At 42.9% G+C, this 23,974-nt stretch carries 12 protein-coding genes, 2 tRNA genes and 4 rRNA genes; 7 read left to right on the top strand and 11 right to left on the bottom strand.

Annotation, left to right across the window (positions count from 1 at the left end):
- Window positions 1-5: 5 nt before the first annotated feature.
- From G7074_RS13610 to G7074_RS13600, 3 genes are read right to left on the bottom strand one after another with little or no spacing between them, the layout of a single operon-like run.
- Window positions 6-1,460, bottom strand: a complete 1,455-nt coding sequence (locus G7074_RS13610) for a Gfo/Idh/MocA family protein (RefSeq protein WP_124558275.1) — start codon at window positions 1,458-1,460, stop codon at window positions 6-8.
- 5 nt (window positions 1,461-1,465) lie between these two features.
- Window positions 1,466-4,879, bottom strand: a complete 3,414-nt coding sequence (locus tag G7074_RS13605; protein WP_166208836.1) for a family 16 glycoside hydrolase — start codon at window positions 4,877-4,879, stop codon at window positions 1,466-1,468.
- 42 nt (window positions 4,880-4,921) lie between these two features.
- A complete protein-coding gene (locus G7074_RS13600; RefSeq protein WP_124558273.1) occupies window positions 4,922-6,202 on the bottom strand; it encodes a Gfo/Idh/MocA family oxidoreductase in 1,281 nt (426 codons plus the stop codon).
- Between the two features lie 236 nt (window positions 6,203-6,438).
- On the opposite strand from G7074_RS13600, the gene G7074_RS13595 reads away from it, so the two are divergent.
- Window positions 6,439-7,704, top strand: coding sequence for an ROK family protein (locus G7074_RS13595; protein WP_124558272.1), 1,266 nt, complete (start codon window positions 6,439-6,441; stop codon window positions 7,702-7,704).
- Here the strand turns inward: G7074_RS13595 and G7074_RS13590 are convergent.
- Entirely contained in the window at window positions 7,701-8,072 is a 372-nt protein-coding gene (locus G7074_RS13590; RefSeq protein ID WP_166208833.1) for a hypothetical protein, read from the bottom strand. The genes G7074_RS13595 and G7074_RS13590 overlap by 4 nt on opposite strands.
- A gap of 336 nt (window positions 8,073-8,408) precedes the next feature.
- Here G7074_RS13590 and G7074_RS13585 point away from each other — a divergent pair, with 336 nt between their 5' ends.
- The 6 genes from G7074_RS13585 to G7074_RS13560 all read left to right on the top strand — a co-directional run bounded on the left by G7074_RS13585 (window position 8,409) and on the right by G7074_RS13560 (window position 15,949).
- Window positions 8,409-8,981 (top strand): Crp/Fnr family transcriptional regulator, encoded by a 573-nt coding sequence (locus G7074_RS13585; protein WP_166208830.1) that lies wholly within the window; start codon window positions 8,409-8,411, stop codon window positions 8,979-8,981.
- Window positions 8,982-9,142: 161 nt separating this feature from the next.
- Window positions 9,143-10,201, top strand: coding sequence for a glycoside hydrolase family 43 protein (locus G7074_RS13580; protein ID WP_166208827.1), 1,059 nt, complete (start codon window positions 9,143-9,145; stop codon window positions 10,199-10,201).
- Window positions 10,202-10,219: 18 nt separating this feature from the next.
- Complete coding sequence (locus G7074_RS13575; protein WP_166208824.1) at window positions 10,220-12,784, top strand: alpha-L-arabinofuranosidase C-terminal domain-containing protein; 2,565 nt, start codon at window positions 10,220-10,222, stop codon at window positions 12,782-12,784.
- A 256-nt stretch (window positions 12,785-13,040) separates the two neighbouring features.
- Entirely contained in the window at window positions 13,041-14,222 is a 1,182-nt protein-coding gene (locus tag G7074_RS13570; RefSeq protein ID WP_166208821.1) for a glycosyltransferase family 87 protein, read from the top strand.
- Window positions 14,219-15,148 (top strand): glycosyltransferase family 2 protein, encoded by a 930-nt coding sequence (locus G7074_RS13565; protein WP_124558266.1) that lies wholly within the window; start codon window positions 14,219-14,221, stop codon window positions 15,146-15,148. The genes G7074_RS13570 and G7074_RS13565 overlap by 4 nt, the downstream gene beginning before the upstream one ends.
- A gap of 3 nt (window positions 15,149-15,151) precedes the next feature.
- Window positions 15,152-15,949, top strand: coding sequence for a polysaccharide deacetylase family protein (locus tag G7074_RS13560; RefSeq protein ID WP_124558265.1), 798 nt, complete (start codon window positions 15,152-15,154; stop codon window positions 15,947-15,949).
- Here G7074_RS13560 and G7074_RS13555 read toward each other — a convergent pair whose 3' ends face one another.
- The 7 genes from G7074_RS13555 to G7074_RS13525 form a co-directional block, all read right to left on the bottom strand.
- The gene (locus G7074_RS13555; protein WP_166208818.1) at window positions 15,950-17,716 is read right to left on the bottom strand and encodes a S8 family peptidase; all 1,767 of its coding nucleotides are present in this window, start codon (window positions 17,714-17,716) and stop codon (window positions 15,950-15,952) included.
- Between the two features lie 342 nt (window positions 17,717-18,058).
- Window positions 18,059-18,170: ribosomal RNA gene (gene rrf / locus G7074_RS13550) — 5S ribosomal RNA — on the bottom strand.
- Window positions 18,171-18,357: 187 nt separating this feature from the next.
- Window positions 18,358-18,469 (bottom strand): 5S ribosomal RNA (rrf, locus tag G7074_RS13545).
- 82 nt (window positions 18,470-18,551) lie between these two features.
- Window positions 18,552-21,427 (bottom strand): 23S ribosomal RNA (locus G7074_RS13540).
- A gap of 365 nt (window positions 21,428-21,792) precedes the next feature.
- A tRNA-Ala gene (locus G7074_RS13535) sits at window positions 21,793-21,869 on the bottom strand.
- Window positions 21,870-21,886: 17 nt separating this feature from the next.
- Window positions 21,887-21,961 (bottom strand) — tRNA-Ile (locus G7074_RS13530).
- Window positions 21,962-22,144: 183 nt separating this feature from the next.
- Window positions 22,145-23,666, bottom strand: a 16S ribosomal RNA gene (locus tag G7074_RS13525).
- The 16S, 23S and 5S rRNA genes sit together here with 2 tRNA genes alongside, the layout of an rRNA operon.
- Window positions 23,667-23,974: the final 308 nt, after the last annotated feature.

Raw genomic sequence — 23,974 nt, 5'->3', positions numbered from 1 at the left:
TCAGGTTATACCCCAAGGCTCCAGCCTTTTCGGTATTCGCGTTTTACAAACTGGTTTACTTCATCAAAGTTGGTTACTTTCATGTTCTGTTTATCCCAAAGCATTTTAATATCCCTGCCGGGAAAGGTAAAGCCCTTACCATCGGCTTTAGGGCGCTTTACATCTATGCCTCTAATGGCCAGATTGGCAATTAAAAGGGTTTCGGTAAGCGGGCCCGCTATTTCGAAAGGCGAGCTAAGCTCTATTTTACCATAACCGGCAATAGCAGCTTCGGCCCACTGTGTATAGTGCCCATCCACATCACCCGGTACACGGGTAGCTTTAGGTTTGGTACGGTCGCTTGCATTTTTCGTTAATGGCAATAATCTTGGGTTAGCGCCATAAGTATCGCAAATCATTTTACCCCTTGTACCAATAAATAAAGTGCCATTATCGCCAAATGATTCGTTCGGCAGCATCTCTTCCGGACGTTCGGGTTTAATACCGCCATCCATCCAGTGCATCTGCAAATTACCTTTTGTTTTTTTGGTCTTATCAAAAGTCATAATCACATGGCTCGAAGGCGGACAGCTTTCGGGGAAATACCCGCGTTTAAACTCATCTACATATACACTGCCAACGCTACATTCTACACTGGTTGGGGTATCGAGTTCGAGTATCCTAAAAGGTGGTTCTACCAAATGGCAGCCCATATCGCCTATGGCACCTGTACCGTAATCCCACCAGCCACGCCAGTTAAATGGAACCAGTTTTTCTACATAAGGTTTAAATGGGGCACTGCCCAACCACAAATCCCAATCCAGTTCGGCAGGGATGTTGCCTCCTGTAGCTGGCCACGAAATACCCTGCGGCCAAACCGGACGGTCGGTCCAGCAATATACCGTATGTACTTTACCAATCAAGCCGGCATCCAACCAGTCTTTGAGTTTACGTACACCCTCTCCTGAGGCACCCTGATTACCCATTTGTGTTACCACCTGGTATTTCTTAGCTGCTTCTGTAAGCATTCTGGCTTCGTAAATATCGTGGGTTAATGGTTTTTGTACATATACGTGCTTACCCAACTGCATGGCCGCCATGGCTTGCATGGCATGGTTATGATCGGGTGTTGAAATGACTACGCCATCAATATTTTTGGATTCTTTATCCAGCATCTGGCGATAATCTTTGTAATATTTGGCTTTAGGGAAACGTTTTACCGAATTGGCGGCACGTCTGTCGTCCACATCGCATAAAAAAGCGATATCGGATCTGCCCCCTTTAAATACGCCTGTTAAATCGCTTTCACCTTTACCGCCTACTCCAATACCCGCAACCTGCAGCCTATCGCTCGGTGCCAGGTAACCTTTTCCCAATACATGGCGTGGTACAATCATAAAACCAGCTGCCGCAAGGGCAGTGGTTTTAATAAAATTTCTTCTTGAATTATCGGCAGCTGAATCTTTTATTTCTTCAGTCATAAATCTTATTTGGTTACTTTATTGTTTAGCTCTTTAATCCTGATGTTTCTGAATTCTACCGGTGAACCGTGGCCAAGGAAACCAATGTGCCCGCTATCGCGCAGTAATCCAGGGTGTGGTTTATGATCGGCAGCACCATTCTTTCTCGCGTCGGTAATATCGGCATCCAGAATTACAGTTCCGTTTAAAACTACTTTTATTTTCGGACCATTTACCACTACCTCTTCATAATTCCATTCGCCAACCGGTTTTAGAAATCCTCTTTTAGCCGGAATAGTGCCATAAATAGACCCATGGTACTGGTACACATGCAAATCTTTATAAATAGGGGCCTCGTTATCTAAAATCTGTAACTCCATCCCCTCATAAGCCGCATCGCCTTCAAAAGGAGCTCTGATTCCTAAACCGTTGTTGGCACCCGGAGTTAATTTAAACTCAAAACGGTATACGAAATCGCTATACTCATCTTTGGTAAATAAATTACCTCCCGATCCTTTACCTGGTTTCGGCCTGATGGCAATATTTCCGTCTTCGATAATATAATCGGTTGTATTTCCGGTCCAGCTGTGCATATTGGTACCATCGAACAATACTTTATAACCTTCTTTTTTCTCCTGGGCACTTAACTCAAAAGGTTTTGGTCTTGGTATTTCCCTGATAAAAATATCGCGGTAAGCTACCGGCGATCCGTGTGCCTGTAATTCGATTTGCTCTTCGGCAAAAATAGGCAGGTTTTTATCCCAGTAATTTTCGAGCACTACGTTATCAGTTACCAATTGTCCGTTCAGGTACACGGTAACCCTATCGCCATGCATTAAGATCCTGAAAGTATTCCACTCATCGAGTTTGTTATCGGCCACTACCAATGGCTTGCTCGGATTTACACGGTTGTTGTACAAACCGCCCGAACCGACCTGGGCACCTACTTTTACACGGGCATTATCCCAGATCTGCACCTGTGGCGTGCCGCGCAGGTAAATACCCGCATCGCCTTCTCCTTTTTTATCGTCGATAATTTTCCAGTCTACCAGCATTTCAAAATCGCCGTACTTTTTTAAGGTAGCCAGGTTATTGCCGTGGCTTTGAAACTGCAGCTCGCCGTTTACCACTTTCCAGCTTTCTTTCATCTCGGCATCGGCTTTAGCTTGTTCAGTAGCCAGGGTAGCGGCATCCATTTTGGCCCTTTTTATCGGATCGGCTACTAAACCTTTCCAGCCTGTTAAGTCGGTTCCGTTAAACATCGAAACAAAACCTTCGCCTTCTTTCATTTCTGCAAGGTATTTGCGTAAGCCTTCTTTCTGGTATTCGGCATCGGCACCTTTTAGTACCTGGATGGTTTTATTGATCAAATCTTTTACAATGATGCCATTGTATTTTCCGGCCATTACTACATTCATCACCGTGGTGGCAGCGGCTTGTTGCAGCCCTGCATCGTCAAGATATTTACCCGCAAAAATTAAAGTATTGAAGGCTTTGGCCTGATCAGCAGATTTTAAAATCTCCTGCTGCTGCGCTGTGGTTTTAGCTACCGCCATCGCATTGCGCAACATCAACAGTTTTTGCTCAGGAGCAGCGCCCGAAGTATTAATCAATCTTAAATATCCTTTTAAAGCCTGGTTAAGGTATTCTGCATTGGTAGTGGTACGTGCTATTTTAATCAGCTCATCTGCCGATCCGCTATCGTTCCACGATGATAAAGCCAGTAAAGCAGCCTGCTTATCCGCATCGCCTCCAGTACTGAAAGCTGCAGAAACAGCAGCTAACGCTTTTTTACCACCCAAACTGCCTAATATTTTATAATACAATGGCTTTTTCTCTGCCGTTGCAGCATCCATCTGTTTTAAAATTACATCTACCTGCTCTTCTTTACCACCTTTTACTGCCGAAATAACAGCATCCTGTACACTCACCAGCTCAGTCTGATCGGAAGTTTCGTTTAACAATACAAACAACTGCGGTAAATCCTGTGCATTTACAGTTGTAGATAGTGCCCTGTAAGCCGCGTTTTTAACTTCGGGGTTTTTATTTTTAAGCAGGCTATAAATAGCGGGCAACTCGTTGTGCGCTGCACGGGCAGCCAGTACATTAATTAATGCAACCTGAGCATCGGGCTTAGCTTTAGGAATAAAGGCAGCTACCTGCGTGGTTACCCCATCTCCTTTTATTCTCAGCAAGGCATTGCTATAGGCACTTAATGTTGAGGTATCGGCCTTAGTCATCGATTTAAGCAAGGCGGCCAGCGCAGCTTCCTGCCCAATGCTTCCAGTAGCTTCAATAGCAGCCAACTTTACACTTTGGTCTTTACTGTTAATGAGTTTGGTTACCGCAGGCAATGCAGCTTGTACTTTGGCCTGGGCCAGCATTTGGATAATGGCTACCTGTGTTTCGGCATCGGCTTTGCCTAATTTACCAATCCAGGCATCGGCTGTTCCTTTGCCGGCAATTAAATTGGCTGTAGCAAATTTCAGGGCAGCAGCACGGTATTTAAAATCAGGATCGTTTAAAGCAGCCAATAAATAATCGGGCTCGGTAGCAGCTACTATTTTTAATGCTGCCGTACGGGTATGTACCAAATCATCGCCTTTTGCTTTTTCTAATATTTCTTTCGCAATACTTGTGGCCAATACTTTATCGGTTAACAACAGTTTGTTGGCATATACCAGATAAGCATCAACGGCATTGGTGTTTTCGGGTTTAAAGCCCACACTGCTGGCGCTATTCGCCAATACTTCTTTCGAAGCCGGATCGGCAATGTTAGCAAGTGCATAGAGACAAACTTTAGCTACATCGCCACTCATTTTACCTGCAAAAAGTTTTTTTATCGCCTCAGCTGCTTGTTTCGAATGGCTGTGACCAAGTGCATCAACAATAGCCAACTGTGCTTTGCCACTTGTTGCCGGCAAGGCAGCCAACAAAGCAGCGGTAGCATTTTCGGTATTGATTTTAGCCAAAGCCCTGGCAGCCGGATCGGCAAGCACTTCATCTTTTAAATAAGGCGCAATGCAACTAACAGCTGCATCGTTTCCAACCAGTTCAAACTGACTGATTACGAAAGCTTTGTTTGGGTTATCGGTTAATTTTGCCAGTGCCTTGCAATAAGCAGCAGCACTCATTTTACGCAGGCTTTCTTGCCCTGCCTTACTTACATAAGCCGAAAAACCACTAACTGCATATTCAATTACCGCATTTCCTTTTGCACCAGGGGCTAAGCCACCAATTAAGCCAACATAGCCATCTTCGCCTAAATCGGCAATTTCCTGCATATTTCTGTTCAGCTGTTTGGCATCTCTCGCCGGCAATTGGGCCAGCAGATCGGCAATGCGGGTAGTGGTGGTACGCTGATCGGTTTTATCTTGTGCATATATAGCCTGTTGCAACATCACAATAGCCAACAGTGCAAATATTAATTTCTTTATCATTGTTATCGATTAAAAATTTCTGTAAAGTTTGGTTTAGATGAACTATATGGTGAAAGGTGCACGCATTACCGGATTGATCAGTTTATTGGCTGCTTCATCATCAATAAATTCCTGCTTAACCGGGTCGAATTTTAAAGAACGGCCCAGGCGGAGTGCTGCCAAACCAATATTTACGATATTACAAGAGCGGTGTCCGTTTTCCTCGTTCAGTGCAAATTGCTGTCTGGTTTTAACCGAGGTTACAAAATCTGTCATCTGTGGAGCCGGATCAGGGAATGCGGCCAGTTTACGCTCCAAATCCGGAATATCGGATTTAAAGCCAGGATAAAGCTTTCCTTTTGGTCCTTCTATATAAGGCACATTGGCATCTTTGCCTTCGCCATCTAAAATAATCTGGCAACCATCGGCATAGGTATAGGTAATCCTTCTCCAGGTACCCACGGCATCACTATGTTGTTGTGGGGCATCTACTTCTACCGAGATTGGATTGGTATCATCTTTGCCCAAAAAGTACTGGATAGGATCGATATAGTGCTGACCCATATCGCTTAAACCGCCACCATCATAATCCCAATAACCGCGGAAAGTACCGTGTACACGATGGGTACTGTAAGGTTTAAACGGTGCAGGCCCTAACCACGAATTATAATCAAGCTCAGCAGGTACAGGTTCTACTGGTAAATTTTCTTTACCTACCCAGTAAAATTTCCAGTCGTAACCCGTATGCTTACTTACGGTAACCTTTAAAGGCCAACCCAGTAAGCCACTATCAACCAGTTTTTTGATGGGTTTTACCGTTGTTCCCATGCCATAAAAAGTATCTTTAAACCTAAACCAGGTATTTAAACGAAACATGCGACCGTGTTGCTGTACAGCTTCCATTACCCTTTTACCTTCGCCAATGGTATGTGTCATCGGTTTTTCGCACCAAATGTCTTTACCTGCATTGGCCGCATCAATGGCCATGGTTCCGTGCCAGTGTGGCGGCGTGGCAATGTGTACAATATCTACCTCAGGCAGTTTTAGTAATTCGCGGTAATCGCTAAAGGTTTTTACGCCCTTATCCAGCATGGGTAACGATTTGGCAATATGCCTGCTGTCTACATCGCAAATGGCTACTACCTGTGTGCCATCGTAAACAAAGTGGTTACGGCCCATGCCCCCTACGCCTATTACCGCCTTGGTTAATTTATCGCTGGGCGCTATAAAGCCTTGTCCGCCCAGTACGTAACGGGGCACAATTGTAAAGGCAGCAAGGCCCACTGCTGTTTTTTTAATAAAGTCTCTTCTGGAGTTTGTTTGTGGTTCTTCTTTAGTTTTCATTTTGGTTGTTGTGTAGAAATAAACTTATCTGATGGTTCAGTTTAAAATTAATAGCCAATGCATTATATTTTTTTCAAAACAGGATACAGCGACATTAAATAGCATATTTGGTTAGTTAATGTTAGGAAGAAATTGTTAAAAAGACAAAACATCGTTTATTTCTTTACGTATGAAAAAAACTTTTATAAATTTTTAACAGAAGTTCTATATATTTATCCAAATTGAACCAAATATTCATGAATCTTAACCTATTAAATAGCATATCCAATTATGAGGGGAATAAAAGGCTGACCCAGAAATATGAGCTGATTAAATACCTTTTCAGTATAGGGCCATCGCCGGTTTCAGCATTATGTGAGCTGATGAACATGAGTACCCCCAGTATTTTGAAGCTCATTAGCAGTTTAACAGACGAAGGTTGGATTGAAAAGAAAGGTTACGGTGCATCCATGGGTGGTAGAAAACCTGATCTATATAGCTTAAAGGACAAAAAAATCCTGATTGTTTGTATCGATATCGAATTGTTCCATACCAAAATAGCCATTATGGACAACAATTATAATTTCATATTTGGCCCTAAAACTATCGCCCTTCCTATCTCAAAAAGCAGGGCCGATTTCTTCCATATTTTAAACACCCATTTACAGGATATTCTTCAATCACAAAACATATCAAACGGCGAACTGATTGGTTGCAGTGTAGGTATGCCCGGCCTGATTGATGCAGCGCGTGGCGAGAACTACAGCTATTTTTTGAATGATGCTGAAAATATTTCGTTAACTGCGGCATTCGAAAAAATGTTGAATTTGCCTGTAGTGATCCAGAACGATGTAAATGGTTCTACGATGGCCGAGTTTACACATGGCATGGCCAAAGGCAAAAAAAATGCGCTCATTTTACTCATGGATTGGGGTGTGGGCCTGGGTATTATTATGGATAGTAAGTTGAGACCCGGAGCCTGTGGTTTTTCGGGTGAATTGGGGCATATTCCTTTCGTAGAAAACGGCGCTTTGTGTTACTGTGGTAAACACGGTTGCCTCGAAACCATTGCATCAGGTAATGCACTATCCGAAATGGCTAAAGAAGGCATTTTATCGGGCAAAAATTCTATGCTAAATAAGCTCAGTAATGAAGAACTCGAAAGGATAGAACCAGCCGTTATCATTGCAGCCGCCAACAAAGGCGATCAGTATGCCATTCAATTGTTATCCAATATCGGCACACATATGGGCAAAGGCATTGCTATGCTCATTCAGCTCTTTAATCCCGAACTGATTATTTTAAGTGGCAAAATTGCCGAAGCAAAACAATACATTACCTTGCCCATGCAGCAGGCTATTAATACGTATTGTATGACCCAGATCAGAGAGAAAACAACCATTGTATCATCAGAGTTGGGCGAAAACTCGCGACTGATGGGTTATGCTACAACAGGCATTGGTCAGTTTTTGGATAACTATATTAAACAGGCCAAAACATCGAAGTTAAAGCAAATGGCTTAGCTGGGTTTTTCGGGTTTATTCCTGCTACGGTTTATCTGGGTTACCAAAATTACTCCCGCCAGTGCAGCCGATAAAAAAATACCCTCCAGCACCCATAGTTTCTTGTTCCGTTTAAAACCTTTGTAAAAATTGTGCATGGCAATTACGCCTAGGGCGCTCAGTTCAATATCTCTCTTCATTATTTTTGAAGGGTCCATATTTTTCATCAAGGTTAACCGCAATAATTGATCAATAATCCCAATATTTTGCGAAATACCTTTTCTGATCTGTTTACGGCTTGCGGTTGCTCCCAACCTTTTTGCTGCAGCCTGCAAGCCGGCAGTTGCAAGTTCAGTAATTACTTTTCTTTTAGTATCTTTTCTCTCCATTATCATCTTTCTTATTATGCTAACCGGATCGCAAACAGATAGTTTTAGTTAATTTTAAAAAGCTAATTGCACCAGGCTATCTGTTTTTACAATAAAAATTATGTAACTTTATTAATACAGTATTTTTTTTTGTATAAATAATCCTATTTAAAAAAACCTAATAGCTATATTTTACGTAGATACGGAATAATTAAACAAACATATTAGAAAAGCCCATCATCCCGCTATGGAGTAAATGTGGTCTTACTGCTTAAAAAGTACCACCTATATCCTTTAAAAGTGTTGAACTGATGCTTTTATTAATAACACATTATTCAACAAACTAAACGTTACAATATGATGCTCCATCCCCAAAACAGCTCTTTTGTACAGCCGCTCATTCAATTTTTTGAGCAGTATTATCCAGTTTCTGATTCGATGATTGCAGAGTACGAAAAACATTGCTCGCTAATTAAGGTTAGAAAAAACAAGCACATTGTTTCTCCGATTGATAGTAATGCTGCACTTTACTTTGTAAAAAGCGGTATAGTACGTGGCTTTGTTAAAGACGGCACAAAAGATATTACCACCTGGTTCAGTTTCGGTAACAACATTGTAGGTGCCATCCGCCACCCCGATCACAAAGCCTACCATTCGGTAGAATATCTTCAGGCACTAGAAGATTGCGAACTGATCCGTATCCCTTATATTTTAATCGATGCCACTTACGCCAAATACGAAGAAGCCAATGTGATTGGCCGCAAGCTTTTGGCCCTGCATTACTATGCAGCTTCAGAAAGATCGATACTAGCGCGCATTCCTAATGCGCTGCGCCGCTACCGCATGCTTGAAGAAAGCAAAAAAATTGATATGAACCGGATCCCCAGCGCTACCTGGCCAGTTATTTGGGTATGCGTCTGGAAACCCTGAGCCGGATTAGGAGTAAAGAATTACATAAAGAAGCTGTGGCTGCTTCTTCTTCATAACAGCTTAAATTTTAATGGCGCATGTTATCAGGAACAAATAATCGTCATAATGACGATTATTTGCTATTTTAGTAGTTCAAACTGCTAAAACCAAATATAAAGCGAATGATTATTTTCTACCGGACCACAACACTTTTGATAGCGCTGTTCTTCTCGATTAACCTTTTTGCCCAACGAAAACAGCAAGCGCGCGAAAAAGACAAGGCTGCTTACCTGATGGTATACTTTAAAGATGATACCCATGGTTTATATATGGCCTTAAGTAAAGATGGTTACAGTTTTACCGATGTAAACCAGGCCAAACCTGTTATTGCAGGCGACACCATTGCTGAACAGAAAGGCATCCGCGATCCGCACATTTACCGTGGCCCCGATGGCATGTTTTACATGGCCTTAACCGACCTGCATATTTATGGCCAAAAGGCAGGATACCGCAATACAGAATGGGAACGGGATGGAAAAGCGTATGGCTGGGGCAATAATCGCGGTTTGGTGCTTATGAAATCGAAAGATTTGATTCATTGGTCGCACCGGGTTTTAAGGGTCGATCAATCTTTCCCCGAACTGGCCGATATTGGCTGTGCCTGGGCACCAGAACTGATCTTTGATGAAAAAGAAAATAAGCTGATGATCTACTTTACCATGCGTTTTGCCAACGGGAAAGACAAGCTCTATTATGCTTATATGGATAAAGATTTTACCCGTTTCGAATCACAGCCAAAGCTGCTTTTTCAGTACCCGAAAGATGTATCGTATATCGATGCCGATATTACTAAAGTTGGCGACAAGTTTCACATGTTTTACGTTCCGCATGATGGTACATCTGGAGTAAAACAAGCGGTTTCAACATCTATCAATAAAGATTATCAATACGACGACCGCTGGTACGACCCTGAAAAAGTAGGTTGTGAGGCGCCTACGGTTTATAAACGTATTGGCGAAAATAAATGGGTGCTCATTTATGATATCTACCGCATTACCCCGCATAATTTCGGTTTTAGTGAGACCAGCGACTTTACGAATTTCACCAATCTGGGCCGTTTTAACGAAGGAGTAATGAAATCGACCAATTTCTCTTCGCCCAAACATGGCGCGGTAATACACCTTACTAAAAAGGAGGCAACAGCATTATCCCGTAACTGGAATTTAAACATGAAGTTTTAACCGAATTAACTCAAACAAATGAACAAACAATTATTGTCGGTTACAGTCCTTTTGCTTACCGTTATAAATACATTTGCTTTTAAAAAAAATGAACCCGACTCAGCTTACCTTTTTGCCTACAACGCAAATGGATTACGCTTTGCCTGGAGCTTAGATAAGCAGCACTGGACACCAGTTGGCAATAATTACACCTTTTTAAAAAGTGATTATGGCCGTTGGGGTACCGAAAAGAAAATGATAAACCCTTATTTGATTCAGGGGAAAAATAAACAATGGGTTTGCGCCTGGAGCCTAAATAATCAAACCATGCAGTTTGCCACTGCTCAATCGGCAAATTTGATTAGCTGGAAACCGCAAAGCTACCCTTACGTTACCAGCGGTAAAAATGTACTGCGACCAGTGATAAGTTATAATCCCGGCGAAGATGAATATACACTGATTTATGCAGATGCTGAGGGAAAATATTTTGAGGTAAAATCTAAAAATTTAAATCATTACAGTGCTGCAAAACCCGTAAACGCAGCTGCTTACCGCAATGCCAGTACTGTTATTCAAATGGATGGTAAATTGGATGGGCAAATGTTCCACTTACCCTGGACTGATATTTTAGCCCTTAAAAAAGCTTACGAGTTGCAGGATTATAAGAGCAAGCAGAATGCCGAGCAAAGCAAAGATGATGCCTTCCGTTTTAGCGGATTAAAAGATTTAACCGCCAAAATAACCTTCGAACCTGATAAACCCAAAGCCATTAGCAGCATGTTAACAGGTATTTTCTTCGAAGATTTAAACTATGCGGCCGATGGCGGGCTTTATGCTGAACTGATTCAAAACCGCGATTTTGAATACAATTTACGCGATAAAGGTTTTAACGACAAAAACTGGAACAGTACATATGCCTGGGCTATAACCGGTAAGGGGGCCAGCATGCAAATTGATTCTGTTGCACCAATACACCCCAATAACCCGCATTATGCAATGGTAAATGCTTTAAGTACAGGCGCTACTTTAAGCAATAGTGGTTTTGATGGCATTACCTTGAAAAAAGGCGCAACCTATCTTTTTTCGGTCTTTACAAAACTGGCAGGCAAGGAAAGGTTAAATCTAATAGTAAAGCTTACAAGTGCTAAAGCTGGTTTAATTGCGCAAACTACATTAAAAATTGGTCAGGCAAACTGGCAAAAACAAGCTGTAACACTGGTATCGTCTGCAGATGTTGCAGATGCCAGGCTAGAGCTCATACTCGAAACTGCAGGGCGTTTTGCAGTAGATATGGTTTCTTTATTCCCACAAAATACTTTTAAAAACCGTAACAATGGCTTAAGAGCCGATCTGGCCGAAACAATTGCAGCCATCAGACCACGTTTTGTTCGTTTTCCTGGCGGTTGTTTAGCTCACGGCGATGGCATTGCTAATATTTATAATTGGAAAAACACTATTGGCCCGCTCGAATCACGCAAACCCGACCGTAACCTTTGGGGTTACCACCAAACTATGGGGCTTGGTTATTTGGAGTATTTTCAGTTTTGTGAAGACATTGGTGCTGCTCCTGTTCCGGTTATTGCTGCCGGCGTACCTTGCCAAAATTCATCAACAGGTGGTGGCGGGCAACAAGGCGGTATCCCAATGAGCGAAATGGATGCCTATATTCAGGACATTGCAGACCTGGTTGAATATGCCAATGGTGATGTTAAAACTAAATGGGGCAAAAAACGGGCTGAGGCCGGTCATCCAAAACCTTTTAACTTAAAATATATTGGCATTGGTAACGAAGACCAGATAACTGAAGTATTTGCCGAGCGCTTTACTATGATTTACAAAGCATTGAAGAAGATTCATCCCGAAATTGTAATTATTGGTACTGCCGGACCATTTTTTGAAGGCACGGATTACGATGCAGGCTGGCAGATTGCCTCAGAGCTGAACGTTCCGGTTATTGATGAACACTATTATCAATCGCCTGGCTGGTTTATTAATAATCAGGACTTTTATGACAATTACGACCGTTCCAAATCAAAAGTTTATCTGGGCGAATATGCAGCAAGTTTACCTGGAGGTAATAAAACCAATCTGGAAACCTCATTATCCGAAGCTTTATACCTAACCTCGCTCGAGCGCAATGGGGATGTAGTGAGTATGGCATCTTACGCGCCATTGATTGCGAAAGAGGGCCACACACAATGGAACCCCGATTTAATTTATTTTAACAACACCGAAGTTAAGCCTACCACTGGCTATTACGTACAGCAGTTATACGGCCAAAATGGTGGCGATATTTATTTCCCATCTACCGTTGCGCTTTCGGTAAACCAGGAAGCCGTAAAAAAAAGAATGGCATGCTCAATGGTAAAAGACTCCGCAACTGGCGAGATTACCATTAAACTGGTTAACCTGCTTCCTGTGTCGGTAAATACTACATTGGATTTAAATTTGAAACAGCATAGTTTTAATGCAATAAAGACAGTACTATCGGGGAACCCTGCCGACAAGAAAGTACTGCCACTAAAGACCAACATCATGCTTACCTCGGGTCAGCCAGTCGAGATACCGGCTTATTCGTTTACGGTTATTAAATTTAAACCATAATATTATTGCAAAGGCCATGACACATACTTCATGGCCTTTAATAATCAACTAACTAAACCTTATAAATATGAACCAAATATTTATAGGCCAAAAGTAAAGTGACCTTATTAATTGCAAATTAAATTGGCGTTAAATCGCATAGAATATGATTTCATCAGGCTATCGTCGAAATATGGATTTACGGAGTAATGCCAACCATAAATAGAATATGTTATTACCGGAACTGTTAAAATAGTTATATTGCACTGCCAAAACAATGATTCCGGATAAAAACGTTAAACGTCGAAAACTCATCTTATTTCTTTTAAAAAAGGAATGTATAATTGCCATATACCTTATACTGGCTATAATAGCAGGCTATAAACAATACCACCATCACGCCTATAACAATTACCTTATTTTTAAATACGTTTACTGGCATACAACCAGTTTACAAGATTTATACCTCAATTATCCCGAATATGCAGACAGTAACCACTATGGCCCTGTATTTTCGATACTGATTGCGCCCTTTGCGTTATTACCCGATGGCCTTGGCGCAGTATTATGGAATATTGCCAACGTAGCGGTGTTACTTTTGGGTATTTACAGCCTTCCCATCAGCCTTAAAAAAAGATCAGTTATTGCCTGGATCTGTGCCCACGAAACCCTTACGGCCCTATTTAGTTTCCAGTTTAATATTGCCTTAACAGGAATTATATTACTTAGTTTCTCCTACCTGGTTAAAAAGAAAGAGATACATTCGGCTTTTTTTATTGCTTTAGGCACTTTGGTTAAGCTGTACGGCATTGTAGGCCTTGCTTTTTTCTTTTTCACCAAAAACAAGTTGAAATTTATTGCCGCTGGTTTGGCTGCATTTGCTTTGCTGTTTGCATTGCCTATGCTCATTTCGTCGCCAGCATTCATTATACAATCGTACAGCGACTGGTACAATTCTCTTGCCCATAAAAATGACTTAAATGCTTCGTTAACTTCCTTTCAGGATATTTCTTTGATGGGAATGGCGCGGAGAATAACCGGCGATGTTAGCATTCCCAATATGCCCTTTTTATTGGGTGGATTAATCTTGTTTGGCTTACCTTATTTGAGAACTGCGCAGTTTAAACATATTGGTTTCAGATTAATGTTGCTGGCTTCTACATTAATTTTTACGGTAATTTTCAGCAGCGGATCAGAATCGCCTACTTACGTTATTGCTTTTGCTGGCGTAGCCATTTGGTTTACCACTCAAAAAGAGAAAAAAGGCTGGATAATTGCACTTTTTGTTTTTGCTTTTATACTCACCAGCTTGTCGCCTACCGACATTTTCCCGAAGGCAGTTAAAGAATTTATTCGTCTATATTCGCTTAAAGCCCTACCTTGCGTGATTATTTGGTTTACTATTGTTTACCAAATGATGAAAGAAGATTTTGAGTCTTATCTGATTACCGATAAATGAAGAAATTAGTTTCTATAGTCATCCCTGCTTACAACGAGGCCGATAATATTTTTGTAATAGCCGAAAGTATTAAAAAGGTTTTTGCTACGCTTAGTTACAATTACGAAATTATCCTGGTTGATGATGGCAGTTCCGACCATACACTCGAAAAAATAAAAGAGTATGCTACTACAGCCGGGAATATATACTTTCTCGAATTTTCTAAAAACTTTGGTCATCAGCTGGCCGTTAAAGCGGGTATGGATCATGCTTTCGGAGACTGCGTAATCTCAATGGATTGTGATATGCAGCACCCACCGGAGCTGATTCCGGATATGATTGCAAAATGGGAAGCAGGTTATGAAGTGGTTTATACCATCCGCGAAGACGATAAAAACTTGTCGAAAGGCAAAAGAAGCTCTTCAAGCCTGTTCTATAAAATATTAAACTGGCTTTCTGATATTGATTTGGAGCCCGGAGCGGCCGATTTCCGCCTGCTCGATCAGCGTGTTGTGAACGTTTTTCGTAATTTCCACGAAAATGAGCCTTTTCTCCGCGGACTGGTAAAATGGCTTGGCTTTAAACAGTTTGCCATTAAATACAATCCTGCAGCACGTTTTTCGGGTAAAAGTAAATATACGCTGAAAAAGATGTTGAGGCTGGCTTTGCATGGTGTTACTTCTTTTAGTATCAAACCGCTCTATACGGCAGTTTATCTGGGTTTTATATTGTCGTTTGCATCTGTATTGTATATCCCATATATCATTTATGCATTCGTTAACCATGTCGAAGTTTCTGGCTGGGCATCGGTAATCATGACTATTGTATTTTTTGGTGGGCTGCAGCTCATTATTTTAGGCATTATAGGCATATATGTGGGTAAGATGTTTATGCAAGCTAAAAACCGTCCCAATTACATTATCCGTTCAACTAATATCAAGCAGTAATAAATGGTTCTGTTAAGTTTCGATATCGAAGAGTTCGATATGCCTTTTGAGTATGGAAAAACGATTTCCTTTGAAGATCAGATTTCAATTTCGAGGGAGGGTACCATTGCTATTCTGGATATTCTGGATAAACATCAGGTAAAAGCAACCTTTTTCTGTACGGTTACTTTTGCCGAAAACATTCCTGATCTGATCAAAAGGATTATTGATACTGGCCATGAACTGGCTTCGCATGGTTATTACCACTCTGATTTTAAACCAGAGCATTTATTGCAGTCGAAACAAAAACTAGAAGAACTTTCGGGACAGGAAATTACCGGCTACCGCATGGCGCGGATGATGCCGGTTGATGAACGTGAAGTAGAAAAGGCCGGCTATGCCTATAACTCTTCTATTAATCCAACCTATTTACCGGGTCGTTACAATAATTTCCACGTTTCGCGAACCTACTTTATGCAAAACAATGTATTGCAGCTTCCGGCTTCGGTAAGTCCGTGGTTTAGATTTCCTTTGTTCTGGTTATCCTTTCACAACCTTCCACTGGGCATTTATAAAACATTGACAAAATGGGCTTATAAAAAAGATAAGTATCTGAACATCTATTTTCACCCCTGGGAATTTACCGATCTTAATGATTTTGAACGTTTTGGTTTTCCGGCTTATGTACGCAAAAACACCGGCACAAAAATGATTGCCCGTACGGATAACTTTATAGCTCATTTAAAAGCCAAACAATATCCATTCGGTACCATTCAGCAATTTGTTAAACCACTTATAAGCGTGGCTAAGCAGGTTCATTAATTACTTGTAGCTTTCGGCCAGTTTTAAGGCATTATATGCATTAACAATGCCTCCGCTTACACAGATCTCGCTAAAGAGAACGCGAACATTGTCGCCCTTTTCGTTTTTGTACTTAATTTTATGCGCAACCTTCGATACCGATTTCATAATTATTTCCCGTACCTGGGCGGGTTTTAGTTCGGGATAATAGCTTAAAATTAAGCCTGCAAGGCCTGCAACAACCGGCGAAGCCATACTCGTTCCATCAGCTTCTTCATATTTATTGTCGGGAACGGTTGATCTGATCAGAAAGCCCGGAGCAAACACATCCACATTGTATTTTCCATAGTTCGAAAAATCAGCTTTAAGGTTATCATCGTCCTTATAGGCACTTGCACCTACCTCAATCCAATTGCTTGCGTGTGGGAGTCTAAATTTAGCTGTATCGACCGGAATTGGCTTTAAAACAGATGTTCTGTCATAAGGGGACCTCATACCCATTCCGCCATACTGTGCATTAGGTTTTGGTGGTGTAAAATCTGGTTTAACGGCTTTTTTATGCGCCTGCTTATAGGTTTCAGCTTCCTTGCTATCAAAAAATTTATTTGGATAGTTCTCTTCCAAATCATTATCCTGATTATCGTTTCCTGCTGCATGCACTAATAGTACACCTTTGGCTTCGGCATATTTTACCGCCTCATCTACTGCTTTTTTATCCCACTTATAACTTTTACCAAAGCTCATGTTAATAACCCTGGCTCCATTATCTACTGCATAACGGATGCCGTTCGCCACATCCTTATCGCGTTCATCGCCTGTGGGCACTACTCGGATGGCCATAATCTTTACGCTATTCGCCACTCCTAAAATACCTATTGAATTGATGCGATCGGCACCAATAATCCCTGCTACGTGAGTACCATGAAAAGCATCGGGTCCTTTTACGTCGTTATTTCCGTAATTACGTTGATTTGCATCGCTGTAATCATCTCCAACCAGCTCAGCCCGTACATCGTATTTAGGATTTAAATTGTATTTAAGCATGGCATCGTACTGTTTGTAGCCATCTTTGATACTTTTATAAAACTTCTCGAAACCGCCATCTTCTTTGGCGCCCTTTCTGATAATCGTTTTTACCTGTTCTTCCGTTTCATCGTCAGCTTTATATTGGTCAATATCGACTAAGGTTGGAATTTCCTTTTTATTGATCTTTGCAACAGAATCTAAAACCTTATTAATGGCAATCAGCACAGAGAATGTATTGCTGGCATCCTCATATTTCTTACCGAAATCTCCTACCATTTTCTTGTATAGCCTAAACTCTTCCTTTTGTGCACTATCTAAAGGTGTTAAATTCGTTGTAGACTGATATTTTGGTGTATAAATACGTAATAACCGTACCAGTTCGAGGTTATCAAATTCAAGGTTTCCTTTCTTTGAGCCAATAAAATTCCAGCCATGAATATCATCGATATATCCGTTACCATCATCGTCAATCCCATTGCCTGGAATTTCCTTTTTATTGGTCCAAAGTACATTTTTTAAGTCGGGGTGGTCGGTATCTATACCGCCATCAATTACGGCCACTACAATCTCTTGTTTGGGCTTTTTATCCTTTAATAAATCGCGGTAAGCCTTTTCTGTACTGATACCGAAATAACCATTTTCGGTTAAATCGAGATTAAACCAATTGGCAGGAAGTTGTACATTTTTATTCTGTGCAAAAACAGCAAAGTTAACACCGCATAAAAAAGCAAGGAAAGCCAGTTTCTTCAGGTTCAAATTCATGATAGCAATATCTACGTAATATTACAATAATACGGTTTTATTGCCTTGAGGTTAAAAGATTTTACATTTTTTAACAGGAGCAGGATACCTACTGTTAATCTAAGAATGTATCATGCTCACATTTTTTTATCATGAAGAACTTAAGGCCATTAAGAATGGCTTTATAAATCTTACCATCCTAAAACAACCTTAACTTGCTTACTCCTTAATGATTCAAAAAGCTTGAAGGAAAACCGATTTTATGCTTTGGCCTTTAAGCTTTCTGTACAAGTGGCATAAAAATAGAAAAGCCTATAAAAAAAGAAAACCCTTTAACATTGCTGTTAAAGGGTTTCTTTTAAGATTTGGCACCGACCTACTCTCCCACGTGTTACCGCAGTACCATCGGCTCTGGTGGGCTTAACTTCTCTGTTCGGAATGGGAAGAGGTGGACACCACCGATATAGGCACCTAAATATTTTATTGAGGTAGAAGGTGGAAGCTATAAAAGTGGAGGGTATTTTCCCTAAACCTTAAGCCCTTTGCCTTAAACCTTAATTATATCGATTTCAAAATTTCAATTTAACAGACCAAACAAACTCATGGTCTTCTATAAAACGAAGAAAACCCTTTAACAGTTTTGTTAAAGGGTTTCTTATAAGATTTGGCACCGACCTACTCTCCCACGTGTTACCGCAGTACCATCGGCTCTGGTGGGCTTAACTTCTCTGTTCGGAATGGGAAGAGGTGGACACCACCGATATAGGCACCTAAATTTCTTTAGATAAGCTATCTCGAGCTTAAATGACATATTATTGAAAGAAGTTAGTTTGAAGAACAAACAACAGTCTGTTTGCTTTGAAAGCTTCGGATGATTAGTACTACTCGACTGTGCTGTCACCAGCTTTACATCTGTAGCCTATCAACGTAGTAGTCTGCTACGGTCCTATATGGAATTCTCATCTCGTGGCTAGTTTCGCACTTAGATGCTTTCAGCGCTTATCTATTCCCAGCGTAGCTACTCTGCAATGCCCCTGGCGGAACAACAGATTCACTAGAGGCTAGTCCAACCCGGTCCTCTCGTACTAAGGTCAGCCCCACTCAAAATTCCTACGCCCACAACAGATAGGGACCGAACTGTCTCGCGACGTTCTGAACCCAGCTCGCGTGCCACTTTAATCGGCGAACAGCCGAACCCTTGGGACCTTCTCCAGCCCCAGGATGTGACGAGCCGACATCGAGGTGCCAAACCTCCCGTCGATATGAGCTCTTGGGGGAGATCAGCCTGTTATCCCCAGCGTACCTTTTATCCTTTGAGCGATGGCCCTTCCATGCAGAACCACCGGATCACTATATCCGTCTTTCGACCCTGATCGACCTGTATGTCTCACAGTCAAGCAAGCTTATGCTATTGCACTCCTCATACGGTTACCAAGCGTATTGAGCTTACCTTTGAAAGCCTCCGTTACCTTTTTGGAGGCGACCACCCCAGTCAAACTACCCATCAAACAATGTCTCCCGCTGAGCGGGATTAGACACCGAATACAGAAAGGGTGGTATTTCAACGTTGGCTCCACGACGCCTAGCGACGCCGCTTCAAAGCCTCCCACCTATCCTACACATCCTGTACCCAATGTCAATGTTAAATTGTAGTGAAGGTGCATGGGGTCTTTCCGTCCCGTTGCGGGTACCCGGCGTCTTCACCGGGACCACAATTTCACCGAGCTCATGGCTGAGACAGCGCCCAGATCGTTACACCATTCGTGCAGGTCGGAACTTACCCGACAAGGAATTTCGCTACCTTAGGACCGTTATAGTTACGGCCGCCGTTTACTGGGGCTTCGATTCAATGCTTCTCCTTGCGGATGACATCCCCTCTTAACCTTCCAGCACCGGGCAGGTGTCAGGCCTTATACTTCATCTTTCGATTTTGCAAAGCCATGTGTTTTTGTTAAACAGTCGCCTGGGCCTTTTCACTGCGGCTTACATTGCTGCAAGCGCCCCTTCTCCCGAAGTTACAGGGCCATTTTGCCGAGTTCCTTAGCCATGATTCACTCGAGCACCTTAGAATCCTCTTCCCGGATACCTGTGTCGGTTTGCGGTACGGGTTTTTATAACCTGAAGCTTAGCGGTTTTTCTTGGAAGTCTGATTACCTGCGCTATCCACTCAGCCGAAGCCTCGCGGTACTATCAGTTTTCAGCACCGTTGGCGGATTTGCCTACCATCGGTATACCTACAACCTTTAACGATCTATTCCGTCAGATCGCGGCAGTGTCACTACTCCGTCCCCACATCGCAGTTATAAAAAGTACTGGAATATTAACCAGTTGTCCATCGAATTTCCCCTTCGGGTTCTCCTTAGGTCCCGACTAACCCTGATCCGATTAGCGTTGATCAGGAAACCTTATCCTTTCGGTGGGCGGGTTTCTCGCCCGCCTTATCGTTACTTATGCCTACATTTGCTTTTCTAGAAGCTCCAGCACCCATTACCAGATACCTTCACTGCCGCTAGAATGCTCCCCTACCGATATATTTCAATCCCATAGCTTCGGTGTACAATTTAATGCCCGTTTATTATCCATGCCCGATCGCTCGACTAGTGAGCTGTTACGCACTCTTTAAATGAATGGCTGCTTCCAAGCCAACATCCTAGCTGTCTGTGCAATCGGACCTCGTTAGTTCAACTTAACTGTAACTTGGGGACCTTAGCTGATGGTCTGGGTTCTTTCCCTCTCGGCGCGTGACCTTAGCACCCCGCGCCTCACTGCCGACTATATTATATAGCATTCGGAGTTTGTCTGGATTTGGTAGGATTTGACTCCCCCGCACCCAATCAGTAGCTCTACCTCTATATAACTCAACGTCGACGCTGTTCCTAAAAACATTTCGGGGAGTACGAGCTATTTCCCAGTTTGATTAGCCTTTCACCCCTACCCACAGATCATCCGGAAACTTTTCAACGTTTATCGGTTCGGTCCTCCAGTACGTGTTACCGCACCTTCAACCTGTCCATGGGTAGATCACAAGGTTTCGCGTCTACCTCCTCTGACTATACGCCCTATTCAGACTCGCTTTCGCTTCGGATCCGTGCCTGAAGCACTTAACCTTGCCAGAGAAGAGTAACTCGTAGGCTCATTATGCAAAAGGCACGCCGTCACGCAACTTGTACGCTCCGACCGCTTGTAAGTACACGGTTTCAGGTTCTATTTCACTCCCCTGTTCGGGGTTCTTTTCACCTTTCCCTCACGGTACTGGTTCACTATCGGTCTCTCAGGAGTATTTAGCCTTACCGGATGGTGCCGGCAAATTCCCACAAGGCGTCTCCGACCTCGCGGTACTCAGGATACTGCTAGGCTAGCATTCTATACGTGTACTGGGCTATCACCATGTATCGCCGGGCTTCCCATCCCGTTCCACTTCTGTTTGCTAATGCCACGTTGCAGTCCTACAACCCCCACTTTGCCGTAACAAAGTAGGTTTGGGCTCTTTCCCTTTCGCTCGCCACTACTCAGGAAATCATTGTTATTTTCTCTTCCTCTGCTTACTTAGATGTTTCAGTTCGGCAGGTTTGCTCATTATATGTGACATGTCTTCAACATGCCGGGTTGCCCCATTCGGAAATCTTCGGATCAATTCCTATTTGCAAATACCCGAAGCTTATCGCAGCTTATCACGTCCTTCATCGCCTCTGAGAGCCAAGGCATCCCCCGTGTACTCTTTATTACTTTCTTCTACTCATGCGCCTTTTGCGCCGCATGGTATGCTTTTTTGCTCTTGTTATGATGTCTCATACCCCTCATCTGATTGCTCATTTGAGTGGTGAGCACAAACACAACAGTCGCCTATTGTTGTTTGCTCTTCTTTTTTAACTTCTTCCAATATGTCAAAGAACTTTACTGAGGCTGAAAACCGAAGGTATAAAAGTACAGGGTGTCATGTGCCCTTCCTTAAGCTTCGTATCAGCTTCGTTAGTAAAAAACTGCGGTCTCGAACCGTTTTCCGATGTCCTTCTTTTGTTGTACATCAGTGCCCCATGGCGTTTCTTCTTTTCTTAATTATGTCAATGTAGACCATCAATCCTGACAGTGTCTGTATTTGGTGGAGAATAACGGAGTCGAACCGTTGACCTCCTGCGTGCAAGGCAGGCGCTCTAGCCAGCTGAGCTAATCCCCCAAAAGGTTGTTGTAATGTAGTCCCGTCCAGATTTGAACTGGAGACCCCTACATTATCAGTGTAGTGCTCTAACCAGGCTGAGCTACGGGACTATGGTTTAAGGCAAGCGCTTCGCAGTATATAGTACCTTACCGCTACTGCTTCCTTTGGCTTACCCCATCTTTAAGTTCCGTTAAGCTTACCTTTATAGTAGCCCACCGTTTTCTTCTGGGTGTTTCTTGTTTCTCTTGTTGTGAAATATCATGTTGCGAAGCGAGTAGGTGACGCTACTCCAGAAAGGAGGTATTCCAGCCGCACCTTCCGGTACGGCTACCTTGTTACGACTTAGCCCCAGTTACCGGTTTTACCCTAGGACGCTCCTTGCGGTTACATACTTTAGGTACCCCCAGCTTCCATGGCTTGACGGGCGGTGTGTACAAGGCCCGGGAACGTATTCACCGCGTCATTGCTGATACGCGATTACTAGCGAATCCAACTTCATGGGGTCGAGTTGCAGACCCCAATCCGAACTGTGAATGGCTTTGTGAGATTCGCATCATATTGCTATGTAGCTGCCCTCTGTACCATCCATTGTAGCACGTGTGTAGCCCCGGACGTAAGGGCCATGATGACTTGACGTCGTCCCCTCCTTCCTCTCTGTTTGCACAGGCAGTCTGTTTAGAGTCCCCATCATTACATGCTGGCAACTAAACATAGGGGTTGCGCTCGTTGCGGGACTTAACCCAACACCTCACGGCACGAGCTGACGACAGCCATGCAGCACCTAGTTTCGTGTGATTGCTCACTGATCTATCTCTAAATCATTCACTAACTTTCAAGCCCGGGTAAGGTTCCTCGCGTATCATCGAATTAAACCACATGCTCCTCCGCTTGTGCGGGCCCCCGTCAATTCCTTTGAGTTTCACCCTTGCGGGCGTACTCCCCAGGTGGAACACTTAACGCTTTCGCTTAGCCGCTGACTGTGTATCGCCAACAGCGAGTGTTCATCGTTTAGGGCGTGGACTACCAGGGTATCTAATCCTGTTTGATCCCCACGCTTTCGTGCCTCAGCGTCAATAAGACCATAGTAAGCTGCCTTCGCAATCGGTGTTCTGAGACATATCTATGCATTTCACCGCTACTTGTCTCATTCCGCCTACCTCTAGTCCATTCAAGCCCATCAGTATCAAGGGCACTGCGATAGTTGAGCTACCGTCTTTCACCCCTGACTTAACAGGCCGCCTACGCACCCTTTAAACCCAATAAATCCGGATAACGCTTGGATCCTCCGTATTACCGCGGCTGCTGGCACGGAGTTAGCCGATCCTTATTCTTCCGGTACATTCAGCTACTTACACGTAAGTAGGTTTATTCCCGGATAAAAGCAGTTTACAACCCATAGGGCAGTCTTCCTGCACGCGGCATGGCTGGTTCAGAGTTGCCTCCATTGACCAATATTCCTTACTGCTGCCTCCCGTAGGAGTCTGGTCCGTGTCTCAGTACCAGTGTGGGGGGCCATCCTCTCAGATCCCCTAGTCATCGTCGCCTTGGTGGGCCGTTACCCCGCCAACTAGCTAATGACACGCATGCCCATCTTTATCCTATAAATATTTGATCATTGAATAATGCTATCCTGTGATTTTATGCGGTGTTAATCCGGATTTCTCCGGGCTATCCCCCTGATAAAGGTAGGTTGCATACGCGTTACGCACCCGTGCGCCACTTTCATAAAGAGCAAGCCCTTTAATCGCGTTCGACTTGCATGTATTAGGCCTGCCGCTAGCGTTCATCCTGAGCCAGGATCAAACTCTCCATTGTAAAATGTTGTTTTGATTCTGACCAGTTTTAACTATTGTTAAAAATAGTCTTCTTTTGTTTTGTCTGTTAGACATCACCTTTAAAATAAAGCTCCTTAATCATGTACTTCGACCAGTACTTCATTAAACCCGCTTTCGCTACATTGACATCTCTTTTAAGAACTTATCGGCATCACCTCGCGGTTGCCTTTCTATATATCTTCAGGGCTTGGTTTCTGCCGGTCTTATTCGTCCCGCTTTCAGTTTTCGCCTGTTTCAATCTTTTTTCGTTTGCTTTCCGCGACATCCGCCGCTCAGCTTTTTTACCCT

This window comes from Pedobacter sp. HDW13 (assembly GCF_011303555.1).
In the GTDB taxonomy this organism is placed as follows: Bacteria; Bacteroidota; Bacteroidia; order Sphingobacteriales; family Sphingobacteriaceae; genus Pedobacter.
The sequence above is the reverse complement of the archived record's forward strand: the minus strand, read 5'-3'. Positions and strand labels throughout refer to the sequence as shown.